The following is a 12,315-nucleotide window of genomic DNA, read 5'->3' as shown; positions in this document are numbered from 1 at the left end:
AGTGCAGTCTCTGAACCCATAAGACAGGGGGGAGCCTCAGAAAGGTTTCGCGCTGCCCGAGGGCGCACTCCACCTTTCTATCGTGGCACCCAGTCTACAGGTGTTGGCTCAAGACTCAGCCACTATCACGGGCACTGCAGGGAGCCTATAAATTTCAGACCACTTTTGCCAGTTTTTCAATGAGCGAACCTACCCGACGGCGCATCCACTCGGTTTCGGCTTCATTTTGGCGCAGGGATTCATCAACCAGGTTCATACATGCCAGCACCGCGGTGCGGACCGGAGTGGGCTGATGGTACTGGTGGCTGATTTCCCGCATTTTCTTGTCAACCACTTCAGCAACTTTCAAAACATATTCGCCGTCTCGGTCGGCTTTGATATTGTATTCACTGCCAAAGATAGTAACAACAAAGTTCTGCATAGGCTCCCAGTTTCTTAACTTTACAGCAGAGTATCTATTCTGTCAAGAATGTTGTTGATTTTTTCCCGGGCGACTTTTTGGAGATTTTCCAGTTCAATTATCTTTGCCCGCAGTTGCTCATTTTCTTTACGTAGTTGGTTGATGAGTTCGATTGCCGCATCGATTTTCTGTTCAAGGGCATCAAACTCCTTAACCAACCGTTTGTCGGGTTGAAAGTTAGTTTTCATTGCTGGGAGGCGTGGTAGATTAACCTCAGGTTTGGTATCAATTGAAACCAGGTTTCCACTTCCACAGTGGAATTGGCGGTGTTAACTTGTTTGACTTTAATCAGGGCGTAGTGGTGGTCAGCGGCGATATAACAGCCGAAAATTGCGGGAAGGGTTGATGGGATGGTGGTGTAAGTAAAGTAAAATGTGTCGGTTGTCACGGCGGCAGAAGGAAGCGGGTTGTTTTCATCAGTCAGGGGGTTGGTAAATCCATTGCGGCGCCAGGAGTCTGCTGGGACAACACCGGAAGGGTCAGATGGTCCCATATCCGGACTGGCGATGTGGAAAGGCAAGGTGGAACCGGTAGTAAAGTCGGTTATGTAGAAGTCTATCTTTTCAACATTTTCACGCTGACGGATTGAATAGGTCCTGCCGGTTCCTGAGTCCCGGTCCCAGCCAAACCCGGCATTGCCAACACCGTCCAGTTCCGCGATGGTCTTGGAGCCGGTGTAAACCGGAATGGTGCTAAGGATGATAGATGATTTGTACTCCTTGCCCGAAAAGATGGCGCTAATCTGGTATTTGCCAGTTAAACCCTGAGGGTTGTGGATGTAACCGGTTCCGGTGGTGTCGCCGATTACGGTGAAGAGTGACTCACCGGCAGGGCAAAAGTAGATGAGAAAACTGTCAGGCATCCCTTCTGCCGGTGTGGTCCACACAAGTTGTACAGTACTGTCGGTGGCAGCCGCGATTTGCGGATTTGCGGGTGGACCACCAATAACACCGCACCCGAAAAGCAGGGTACAAACAAGGGCGAAACTCGTTATAGGCAAAACCAGATACTTTTTCATAAATCCTCCTTTTACAAATCAGGCTAACGATAGAACGGGCACTTGTCAACAATAAAAAAGCCTCCGGTTGGTCCGGAGGCTTTTAGATTCTTTTCGGTGTTAGTGCTGGATTAACCGTAACCCTTTGACGAGCTGGAACCAGCCAGAAACTTGATAGGTTTTGTCACCGGAATTGAAGCCATCCAGTTTGGCGAGTGCGTAGTAACCATCCTGCGTGTAGATGGCAGCAAGGAATGGTGTCTGGGTGATGTCCTGGTAGTTAAAGTAGATGGTGCTACTGTGCGCGGGTAAGGGGTTTTGTTCGCTCGTCAAAGGACCGGCAATGGCGTTGACCCGCCATGAACCGGTAGGTACCACATTGCCCGGATCGCTTGGACCTTGGTCAGGGCTGGCTATGGAATAGGTAGTTGTCTGGAAGTCAGTGATGTAGAAGTCAACAAGCGCGGCATTTGCTGCCTGAGTCATTGAGTAAGAAGAGCCGGTACCACTGGTCCTATCCCAGCCGTAACCGGAGTTGCCCGTCGCGTTTAGTTCGGCAACGGTTACCGCTGATGTTGCTACCGGAACGGTTGAGACGGTCTGGGATTCGTACTCTTCAGAGCCGAACTTGGCAGCAACTTTGTATGTGCCGGTCTTGCCGCTGGGGTTGTGGACGAACTCAGTCGTGGTTACATTATTGGCAACCATTTCATAAGCGCTGGCATCAACCGCTTTGAAGTAGACGATGTACTTGTCCGGTGTTCCTTCAACCGGAGCGGTCCAGGTTAGTTTTACTGTACTGTCGGTCTCAGCAGCGGTCTTCAGATTGGTAGGTGTACCACCGATGATACTCGCGCAGTCCGAGCCAGCCGAGATAACGACTATCAGCACCCATAAAAGGGCGCTGAGAATCGGTAACAGTTTTTTCATATAACCTCCCTTTATTTTTATAAGCCTACCTTCCAACTTTTGTTGGCTTTCCTGAAGATGGCGAACCGGTCTGGGATTTAGGCGTGGTCGTGGTTTTCGCCGGTGCTTTCTTATGGAACTCGTCCATATGTTTGGTGAAGTCCGCAGTTAGTTGCTCAACTTTCGTTTCGAGCGTAGAGACCTTTTCTTCGAGGGTTTTTATCTGCGTGGCCATCTGTTCTCGCTGTGCCTTAACCTGGGCTGACTCCTGGCAGCCAATGACTAACAGGATTGAAGCAACCAGAAATAGGGCAGCGAGTTTCTTCATACGAAACCCTCCCTTTTAACGACCGGTCTTTGGAGGTTTACCAGTTGGCTCGGGTGTCGGTGCAGGTGCAGGCGCTGGAGTCGGTGCGGGTGTTGGCGCCACGGTTGATTCCGCGGGCGTCTGGGTTGCCGCACTCTCCGGTGCCGGTGCCTGCATCGTACTTTCCGCTGCAGTCGGTTTGGGTTTCTCTTCTGCCGGCTTGCTCGGGCAGCCGAGGACGAAGATTAACGCGACGATTGCACAAGCGGCTATCAGTTTTTTCACAGTATCCTCCTTTTTAGGTTTATTTTATTTTCCTATTTTTAAGATGACTCGCCGCTAAAGAGTCATCTTAAGTACTTTTCAAAACCAGACAAACCTCTTAGCCTGCTTTGGTGATAATTTTAAGCATCCAACCGCTGTTGTCAAGAAGTTTATTATCAGGGTTGAATGCCCAAATAAGAAGGGATGTGGGGTTAATTTGCCGTATGCATTATGGCAAGTCAATGTTGTAAAAGTTGTTTTCATTGACCCGACAGGTATGGGGAATATAATTTTTTCGATAACTTTCTCAGGAGGCGTTTATGAAAAAAGCAACGTTGTTGTTGGTAACGACTGTCATCGCTGCAAGTTTCGGGCTAATCAGTCCGGACTTAGAGCGGCGTTTGGCTGAGGCGGATGGTGGTCGTCTGCCGGTGCAGATTGTGTTGAAGCGGCAGTTTGACCGTGATTTGCTGTACTCTTTGGTTGATGGTATGCCGCGGCGCGAGCGGCGGGTGGAGGTGGCGCGGATATTGAGTGATTTTGCGGCGCGGGAGCAGGCGGATTTGCTGAAGGAACTCAACGCTTATGTGGAGTCGGGAGCGGTGGCGGACATCAGGCCGATGTGGATAGTGAATGCGGTGTACTGTGAGGCGACGCCGGAGGTGATTCGGCGGATTGCGGCGCGTGCGGATGTGCACTATGTGAACTACGACCTGGTGCAGTGTCCAGATTTGCTTGACCCGCAGATTGAGGTTGATGGAGGTGATGAGATTGCCTGGGGTGTGCGTAAGATACGGGCGCCTGAGGTGTGGGCGCAGGGATTTACCGGTGCTGGTGTGGTGTGTGGTCACATAGACACCGGTTGTGATTACACCCATCCGGACCTTGCCGACCACATGTGGGAAGACCCCAACTATCCTCGATATGGCTGGAACTTTGAGAACAACACCAACGACCCGATGGATGTGCAGGGTCATGGTACGCATACGGCGGGCACGGTGGCGAGTGATGGGACGAGTGGCAGTCAGTGTGGAGTGGCGCCGGATGCGCGGATAATGGTTTGTCGGGTGCGCACGGTGGCGGATTCGGTGGCAGAGAGTCAGTGCTGGCAGGCGATGCAGTTTGTGGTAGCGCCGCCCTTGTCGCCGGGCAATGGTGCGGATTTGTACACGATGTCACTGGGCTGGATGATTGCGTGGGCGCCGCATCAGGCGACCTGGCGTCAGGTGGCGGACAATGTGAATGCGGCGGGAGTGATTCAGATTGTTGCGGCGGGCAATGAGCGGCAGAGTGCCACGCCGCCCAATGCGTTGCGTTGTCCGGGCAATGTGCCGCCGCCCTGGTGGAATCCGCAGAACACGGGCAGTGGTAGTTTATCCGGGATAATATCGATTGGTGCGACCGACTCGCTGGATGCGATTGCCTACTTTTCCAGTCCGGGACCTGTGACCTGGCAGACGGTAGCGCCCTACAACGACTATGTGTATCCGCCGGGATTGACCAAGCCGGATGTGAGTGCGCCCGGTGTAGCGGTGAAGTCCTGTCTGCGGGGTGGTGGTTATACTTTGATGGATGGGACATCGATGGCGACGCCCCATGTGGCGGGTACGGTTTGCCTGATGTTGTCGAAGAATCCGAATTTGATGCCGGCGGTGGTGGATTCGATACTTGAGGTGACCGCGGTTGACCTTGGTCCTTCGGGCAAGGACAACGACTTTGGTGCCGGCAGAATCGACGCCCTCGCGGCGGTGCAAGCGGTTCCCCGTGGCCCGGTGTTAAAACTGCGCCGGGTAATTGTTGGCGATTCGACCGGTAACAACGATGGCTATATTGACCCGGGAGAAACTGCTTCATTGGCGGCATGGCTTTTCAATGAGGGCAATGCCAATTGTGCCAATACGGTGGCACGATTACTTTCGTATGATAGTCGACTGAGGGTTGTTGATTCGCTCGGGACCTGGGGGATGGTGGTTCGCCAGGAAAGTGTTGCCAATTTTAGTGACCGTTTTTTGGTCCTGGCTGATACCGCACTCGTTCGGGGTACAGTGGTGCGCTGCAGTCTTTTTGTAAGTGGAGACAGTACCGATTATGCGACTACGCTGGGATTTGAGCTTCTGATCGGGATGCCAGGAAGACTCGTAATTGACCACGATACCAATAACTGCCGGTTGAGCGTTACCTGCCAAGGGACTATTGGCTATCTGGCCCCGGACAGTGAAGGAAGCGGATTTTGTTATCCGAAAAACAGCGCAAGTGTCCTGCGGTACGCCTCTTTTGCGTTCGGGACCGACACCAACTATGTCGTTGACCGATATTATACCCAGCCGGTTACCGCACCGCCCGACACCGAGTTTTATCTGGTGGACAGTGTGCGCAATATCTATCCACCCTTGAAGGGCGATGAGCATTTTCGTGCGTGGTATTCAGACCGCAATCATCCCCGTCAGCGTTATCTTGTTACTACACAGAATTCGTATGCCGATGGCAGAAGCGGGTACCGAAACTTTGTGGTAATGGTATTTGATGTCCAGAACAATGGTACTTCGCGTGTCGACAATTTTCATCCCGGCATTTTTGCCGACTTTACGATTGATACGACGGGCGATGTCTGCCGAGCTGATACAATACGACATTTCATTTATCTGTTGCCAGGGGTTGATTCGGGACCAGTGGTCGGTATTAGAGTGTTAGAGCCGGATTCTGGTGTCCATTTGAGTGCGATTGACCCGCAGATTTACTACCTACCCGACTCCGCTTTTCGAGATGCCCAGAAGTGGCGGTTTTTAAGCGGGGCGATTCAGTTACTGAACCCAGCGCGTCAGGACAACTGGGCGGTGGTTGCTGCCGCCGGACCATTCACAATAAACCCATTTGGTATCCGGCGTTTTGCAGTGGCGTTTGTCGGCGGCGCGAATGAAGATGAGGTACTGGTTAATGCCGATAGTGCCCGTGCCTGGTATCACCGTTATATTGGTTTTCACGAAGACCCGCGAGATAGAAGCAAGTTGTCGACCTTAATGACTAATCCTGGGATAGAGATTTTGCCTAACCCCAGCCGAAATCGGGCAGTTGTGCGTTATCAGGTTTCTGGTTCCGGAAGGGTGCGAATTGAAGCGGTTGATGTTACGGGTCGAGTTGTTGAACAGGTGATGAATAAAGTTGTACCCGCGGGCGAGGGGCAGATTGTCTGGCAGCCGAAAGGGCTGGGTCCCGGTGTGTACTTTATTCGGTTTGAGAGTTCGGAAGGGGTGGTGCAAGAACGCGTGCTCTTGCTGCGGTAAGCGAAGACGAGAGCCATTGAGTTGATAATACGGACCGGATAAAGCGAGCGATACGGGCAGTGTAGTGACAGATTGAGAAAGGTTTTTAATATTGCCTGAATGCGGATAAGTGGTGGTAAGCTTAAAGGCCGCAGGTTGGTTTATCCTCGGTCCGGAATCCGTCCGACAAAGGATATTGTCCGCCAGGCGATTTTTAATATCCTCGGTAATGAGGTTGAAGGAGCGCGAGTGTGTGATTTGTTTGCCGGTGGTGGCGCCCTGGGAATTGAGGCGGTTTCCCGCGGGGCAAAAGAGGCGGTTTTTGTTGAAAGGAGCGCGATAGTGCTGAAATGTCTTCAGGAGAATGTTGCCGAACTGGACGGCACCAGGATAATTAGAGGTGATGTGTTGCGGGTAGTGCCGAAGCTTAGAGGTGCCGGTTTTGATATTGTGTTTGCGGACCCACCTTATCAAAAAGGGTTGGGGCAGAAAGTAGTGGATGCGGTTTTAAAGTATGAGGTTTTAAGGGTGGGAGGTGTGTTGGTGTTAGAGCATAGTGTTAGGGAGGATTTTATTGTACCCCTACAAGGGAAAATGGAACGCCAGGAGCGGTATGGTGAAAGTGTCCTAACATTTTTCAGGAGGTTTTTATGAAAAGCCCGGAGCAAGAGAAACAGAATAGGAGGCAGAGAGACAAGGTTGCAGTTTATCCGGGGAGTTTTGACCCGATTACACTTGGGCATCTTGATGTGATTGAACGGGCATGCCACCTTTTTGACCGGGTGATTGTTGGTGTGGCTAAGAGAGAGGAGAAAAATCCGCTTTTTACCTGGGAGGAGCGTATAGCACTTGTCAGAAAGGTGACCTCAGGGATGAAACGAGTTCAGGTTGAGGGGTTTGACGGGCTTCTGGTGGATTTTGTACGGGAAATGGGAGCGAAAGCGGTGGTACGCGGACTGCGAGCGGTGATGGATTTTGACTATGAGTTTCAGATGGCGTTGACCAATCGGAAATTGGCGCCGGAGATGGAGACGATTTTTTTTGTGCCATCGGAGCGATACTTTTATCTAAGTTCATCGTTGGTACGGGAACTGGCGCGTGCTGGAGGCGAGGTGTCCTGTTTCGCGCCTGAGCCGGTGGTCGCAGCATTAAAGAAGAAGCTTGGCAAGTACTGATACTCGATGCGATTTGTTGACGAGGCGTTGATTTATGTGCGTGCCGGGGAGGGCGGAGATGGCTGTGTTTCGTTCCGGAGAGAGAAGTTTGTACCGCGAGGTGGTCCAGATGGCGGTGATGGCGGTGATGGCGGTTCGGTAATTCTTGTTGGTGATGAGCACCTCCAGACGCTTGCCGATTTTGTTTACCGGCGTCGATATCAGGCGAAGCGCGGCCAGCACGGGATGGGTAAGAATCGCCACGGGAAAAGTGGTGAAGATGTGATTTTGCCAGTGCCTCTGGGCACTGATGTGTACGATGCTGTTACCGGAGAAAAACTGGGGGAGGTGGTTAAACCTGGTGAGCGATTGATTGTGGCAAAAGGAGGAAGAGGAGGCTGGGGTAATACTCATTTTGCCACGCCTGTTGAGCGAGCGCCACGCAAGGCAGAACCCGGTGCTCCTGGTGAGGAGCGGACGCTACGATTGGTTTTACGCCTGCTCGCAGACATTGGGCTGGTTGGTTTACCGAATGCGGGAAAGTCAACACTGTTGAGGGCTTTGACCGCAGCAAAGCCCAAAATTGCCGATTATCCTTTTACAACTATTGCCCCGAATTTAGGAGTACTTGATAATGGACAGGTGCGATTTACGGTTGCAGATATGCCGGGTATCATTGCCGGTGCTCATCAGGGAAAAGGTCTGGGATTGCAGTTCTTACGCCATATTGAGCGGACGAAGATGATTTTGTATGTAGTTGATGGGTCACAAGGGAAATTAGAACAAGATTTTAATCTCCTGCAGGCGGAGTTGAGGCAGTACAATTCGGAACTACTAAAAAAGCCAGCGGTACTGGTGGTAAATAAAATCGACTTGATGGGTGATAACCGTCCCCGAATTAATGCTAACTTGCCGGTGGTCTGGGTTTCAGCCTTAACCGGTACGGGTTTGGCAGATTTGCAAGAAGTTATTGGCCGCGTCTTTCCTAAAAATAATGCTGTATGAAGGGGAAAGAGTTTTTCTTTGACCTTTACTCGGTGCCCGGGATGACGGAGTTCCGATTGAAAAATCTTTTGGCAAAGTTTGGCAGTCCAGAAGGGATATTAGGTGCTGAGGTTGATGAGTTAGTGCAAGTGGATGGCGTCAACGAGAATCTGGCGCGCCTGATTGCGTCTTATCAGCGCCCGCCTGAACTCCAGAGACGAATCGATGAGGCACAGCGGTTAGGTGTTAAGGTCTTTTGTTATCTTGAGGAGGGATATCCGGAAAACCTTAAGGGAGTACCACACATGCCGCCGGTGCTTTTCATCCGGGGAGAAATCCGTGAGCAGGACCGACTCGCAGTGGCGGTAGTAGGTACAAGAGTTCCGTCTTTTTATGGCGCCCAGGTGGCAAAGCGGCTGGGCCAGGAGCTTGCCCGTGGTGGTGTGACGATAGTTAGCGGATTGGCAAGGGGTGTTGATACCATGGCACATCGGGGCGTACTTGAAGCCGGAGGCAGAACAATAGCAGTGCTGGGTTGCGGGATTGATGTTTATTATCCGCCCGAAAATCGCCCATTGTTTGAGGAGATTGTTAAACAGGGAGCGGTGGTAAGTGAGTATCCTTTGGGAATGGAGCCGCTGGCGATGAATTTTCCCAAACGTAATCGAGTGATCTCAGCACTATCGAAGGCGGTCGTCGCAGTGGAAGCCGGAGAAAAATCGGGAGTTTTGAATACTTGTGCATGGGCAAGAGAGCAGGGGCGTGAGGTCTTTGCAGTTCCCGGTAGGATTGGCGATGAGCGCAGTCGGGGGACGAATCGACTGATTCGGGATGGGGCGAAAATTGTTACTGATACCAACGATGTGCTGGAATGGTTAGGAGTGAAGGCACAACAGGAAGAGCGGGCAGTAATTCCAGTTGCGGATGAGGAGAAACCGGTGCTAAAGGTGATTGATTCAGAGCCAAAGCACATCGACGAAATCTGTGAACTGGTGGGAATGCCAATGGCTGAGCTGTTGAACCTCTTGTTTCAATTAGAGGTTAAAGGTCTGGTCAAGCAGTTGCCCGGTAAGTTTTATGTTCAGGGAGATTAAGAGCGAACAATTTCCAGACTGATATCGGCGGCCGGTGCCGAATGGGTGAGGCAACCAATCGAGATGTAATCAACTCCGGTACGGGCGATGCGCTGAACATTTTTCAGACTGACACCGCCTGAGGCTTCGAGAATTGCCCGTCCAGCGGTAATCTGAACAGCGCGGCGCAGTTGCGGTACCGTCATATTGTCAAGCATAATGCGGCGGGCACCAGCGGCGAGAGCGACACGGAGTTCATCAAGGGTTTGCACTTCAATTTCGACGGGCAGGCGGCTGGTCTTGACCCGCGCCAGTGCTTCGGTAATAGAACCGGTTATGGCAAGATGGTTGTCTTTGATTAGTATCATATCGTATAGACCCCGGCGGTGATTTTTCCCGCCCCCGCAACGCACTGCATACTTCTCCAGTTCCCGCAAGACCGGGGTTGTTTTCCGGGTGTCAATGATTACCGCTTTGGTGCCCTTGACCCGGGAGACAAATTTGTCGGTTAGTGTGGCGATACCGCAGAGCCGGCACAGGAAGTTAAGGGCTGTGCGCTCCGCTGCGAGAATACTCCGTGCTGGACCGGTGACCATTGCTAAAACCGCACCGGCGCGGAATCGGCTTCGGTCCTGATAGAGCGCCTCAAACCGGATGCGGCGGTCAACAGTCTTAAACACCTGGGCGCAGATTTTAATACCAGCAAGGATACCAGTGGAGTGGGCAACGATATGGGCGGTTATTTTCGTCTTTTCCGGGACGATTAGGTTGGAGGTAATGTCACCTTTGCCGATGTCTTCAGCAAGGGCGGCTTTGATTAGTTGGCTGGTAGTCATAATGGTTGTCCCTAATTTTGTTTGTCTTGTTCGGCGCGTGCCTCTGCCTCTTTGCGACTCTGTTCTTCTGCCAGTTTGCGTTGTTCGGCGTGGGCTTTTTCCGCATCTGAAGGTGTCGTGCTTGAAGGCGAGGGTGGTTCTTCTTGAACCGTGGTTCTGAGTTTGAGTAATTCCTCGATTTTCGCCAGAAGAGTCGCCGGGTCAAACGGTTTAGTCACATAGGCATCAGCACCCATATCCATACCCCGACGCATATCGTCGGGTGAGGAACGGGCGGTAAACATTATTATCGGGACGGTGGCAAGGTCGCTGGACGCTTTAAGAGTGCGGCAAACGGTATAGCCGTCGAGGCGGGGTATCATCAAATCAAGGATAATCAAGTCGGGTTTTACCCGGCGAGCCTGAAATATTGCCTGATAACCATCACCTGCAATGGTCACCTCATATCCATTTTCCTCTAATCTTGCCTTGACCAGTTCCCGGAGATTGACCTCATCTTCGACAAGGAGAATTTTCTTTGCGTTGGTTTCCATTTATCCTTCCTCTTTAATTGGTAAAATCACGCTAAAACTGGTTCCTTCCCCAAGTGTGGAACGAGCCCAAACTTTACCGTGATGCAGTTCAACAATTGACCGAACAATCGCCAGTCCCAATCCGATACCCGGACCGTGCGGGTCAACCCTCTCAAATTTCCCAAATATCCGGTCAAGGAATTCCGCAGGGATACCAGGGCCCTGATCGGTGATGGTAACTTCAAGGTAGCCGGTGTTGGCAAGGATGCCACTTTCGGAAAGTACCGGGGCTTCCGGGTCAACAAAGTCGATTTCAATTCGGATCGTACCGCCTTCGGGCGAATATTTTATGGCGTTATCAAGGAGGTTATTGAATACCCGTAGCAACCGGTCACGGTCGCCAAGTACGGGCGGCAGTTTTGCCGGGGCACGGCGTTCAATCTTTAAATTATTTTTGCTGATCAACAGTCCGAGGCTCTCGAGCGCAATATTAATGACCTGGTTTAAATCGACCGCTTCAAGGTTAAGGATAACCTTGCCGGTTTCCATTCGTGCCACTTCAATCAGGTTGTCAATCATACGGTTGAGCCGGTCCATTTCTTCGCGGGCGATTGAAAGATAACGGAGCTGTTTATCTTCAAGCCGGCGGGCAGCGGTGTCAGCGAGTAGAGCGATTGCCTCTTTTATTGCGGCAAGCGGGGTGCGAAGGTCATGAGAGACCATAGCGATGAACTCAGTGCGAATCCGCTCTGCCTGTTTAAGTTCTGAGATGTCGCGGAGATAGCAAACAAGGGCACGGCGCGTGCCTTCTTCAACCGGTACAACCCGTAACTGGCATTCAATTTCACGACCGGTCCGATTCTGCAGTTTCACTTCGTGGTGAACTGGACCTAAGAGTCGGTGGGGGTCGGTGAAAATCGGGGCAATGGTTGCACGGTAATCCGGGCTCAACAGTTGTTCAAGATTCATTCTGCCTAACTGGGGTGCGCTGTACCCGGTTAACTCTTCCAGCCGACGATTGGCATAGATGAGTTGTCCGTTTTCAATAACACAGATACCATCGACAGAATTTTCCATCACCCAGCGAGACATACTTTCAGTTATACCGATAGTGCTGGTGAATACCGGGGATTCGATTACGGTGCCAATGTACCAGTCCGAGCCGTCGAGCGTCTTACGGATAAGAGTGGCGGAAACAGGAATCTGGCGACTGTCTCTGCCGATGATTCTTGTTTGTGTGATGATGCGTCTTTCAATGGGCGCAGCTGTGGCGGTTTCGATATCAGGGCGAATTTTACCGATGCGCGCGGCTTCAGCCGGTGGAAAGAATTCACGCCAGAGTCTACCGATAATCCTTTCCGGGATTTCATAACCCAGAATCCGTGCCAACCCGCGATTGGCAAATACGATGCGCCCTTCGTTGTCCGCGACCCACACCCCTTCCTGGAGGGTGTTCAAAAAGTCCGGGTCTTTGAGGAAATCTTCATAGGGTTTTATTTTCTTCATAACACACCATCAGGGCACAAGACCAATATTTTTTAGTGCGGATTACCGCAGAT

The 12,315-nt window shown here is 51.7% G+C and carries 14 protein-coding genes; 5 read left to right on the top strand and 9 right to left on the bottom strand.

Annotated features, from left to right (window positions below; genetic code table 11):
- Positions 1-154: 154 nt before the first annotated feature.
- The 6 genes from HPY86_07200 to HPY86_07175 form a co-directional block, all read right to left on the bottom strand.
- The gene (locus HPY86_07200) at positions 155-421 is read right to left on the bottom strand and encodes a cell division protein ZapA (protein NPV14702.1); all 267 of its coding nucleotides are present in this window, start codon (positions 419-421) and stop codon (positions 155-157) included.
- A gap of 20 nt (positions 422-441) precedes the next feature.
- Positions 442-648: a hypothetical protein gene (locus HPY86_07195; GenBank protein ID NPV14701.1), complete on the bottom strand. Its 207-nt coding sequence runs from the start codon at positions 646-648 to the stop codon at positions 442-444.
- Entirely contained in the window at positions 645-1,478 is an 834-nt protein-coding gene (locus HPY86_07190; GenBank protein NPV14700.1) for a hypothetical protein, read from the bottom strand. The genes HPY86_07195 and HPY86_07190 overlap by 4 nt, the downstream gene beginning before the upstream one ends.
- Before the next feature lie 99 nt (positions 1,479-1,577).
- Entirely contained in the window at positions 1,578-2,387 is an 810-nt protein-coding gene (locus HPY86_07185) for a fibronectin type III domain-containing protein (protein NPV14699.1), read from the bottom strand.
- 25 nt (positions 2,388-2,412) lie between these two features.
- Entirely contained in the window at positions 2,413-2,694 is a 282-nt protein-coding gene (locus HPY86_07180) for a hypothetical protein (GenBank protein NPV14698.1), read from the bottom strand.
- 15 nt (positions 2,695-2,709) lie between these two features.
- Complete coding sequence (locus HPY86_07175; GenBank protein ID NPV14697.1) at positions 2,710-2,958, bottom strand: hypothetical protein; 249 nt, start codon at positions 2,956-2,958, stop codon at positions 2,710-2,712.
- 299 nt (positions 2,959-3,257) lie between these two features.
- On the opposite strand from HPY86_07175, the gene HPY86_07170 reads away from it, so the two are divergent.
- The 5 genes from HPY86_07170 (at position 3,258) to dprA (ending at position 9,429) form a co-directional block, all read left to right on the top strand.
- Positions 3,258-6,218 (top strand): S8 family serine peptidase, encoded by a 2,961-nt coding sequence (locus tag HPY86_07170; protein NPV14696.1) that lies wholly within the window; start codon positions 3,258-3,260, stop codon positions 6,216-6,218.
- A gap of 99 nt (positions 6,219-6,317) precedes the next feature.
- On the top strand, positions 6,318-6,851 hold the full coding sequence (rsmD, locus tag HPY86_07165) for a 16S rRNA (guanine(966)-N(2))-methyltransferase RsmD (protein ID NPV14695.1): 534 nt from the start codon (positions 6,318-6,320) through the stop codon (positions 6,849-6,851).
- Entirely contained in the window at positions 6,848-7,372 is a 525-nt protein-coding gene (gene coaD / locus HPY86_07160; protein NPV14694.1) for a pantetheine-phosphate adenylyltransferase, read from the top strand. Before rsmD ends, coaD begins: the two co-directional genes overlap by 4 nt.
- 6 nt (positions 7,373-7,378) lie before the next feature.
- The gene (obgE, locus tag HPY86_07155; protein NPV14693.1) at positions 7,379-8,356 is read left to right on the top strand and encodes a GTPase ObgE; all 978 of its coding nucleotides are present in this window, start codon (positions 7,379-7,381) and stop codon (positions 8,354-8,356) included.
- Positions 8,353-9,429 (top strand): DNA-protecting protein DprA, encoded by a 1,077-nt coding sequence (gene dprA, locus HPY86_07150; protein ID NPV14692.1) that lies wholly within the window; start codon positions 8,353-8,355, stop codon positions 9,427-9,429. Before obgE ends, dprA begins: the two co-directional genes overlap by 4 nt.
- On the opposite strand, the gene nadC is transcribed toward dprA, so the two are convergent.
- The 3 genes from nadC to HPY86_07135 are packed head-to-tail and all read right to left on the bottom strand — an operon-like array spanning position 9,426 to position 12,262.
- The gene (gene nadC / locus HPY86_07145) at positions 9,426-10,244 is read right to left on the bottom strand and encodes a carboxylating nicotinate-nucleotide diphosphorylase (protein NPV14691.1); all 819 of its coding nucleotides are present in this window, start codon (positions 10,242-10,244) and stop codon (positions 9,426-9,428) included. The genes dprA and nadC overlap by 4 nt on opposite strands.
- Before the next feature lie 11 nt (positions 10,245-10,255).
- Positions 10,256-10,777, bottom strand: a complete 522-nt coding sequence (locus HPY86_07140; protein NPV14690.1) for a response regulator — start codon at positions 10,775-10,777, stop codon at positions 10,256-10,258.
- Positions 10,778-12,262 (bottom strand): PAS domain S-box protein, encoded by a 1,485-nt coding sequence (locus HPY86_07135; GenBank protein NPV14689.1) that lies wholly within the window; start codon positions 12,260-12,262, stop codon positions 10,778-10,780. It lies immediately after the preceding gene.
- Between the last annotated feature and the right edge of the window lie 53 nt (positions 12,263-12,315).

The organism is candidate division WOR-3 bacterium, assembly GCA_013177935.1.
Taxonomy (GTDB): Bacteria; Hydrothermota; Tepidihabitantia; order Tepidihabitantales; family Tepidihabitantaceae; genus Tepidihabitans.
The sequence above is the reverse complement of the archived record's forward strand: the minus strand, read 5'-3'. Positions and strand labels throughout refer to the sequence as shown.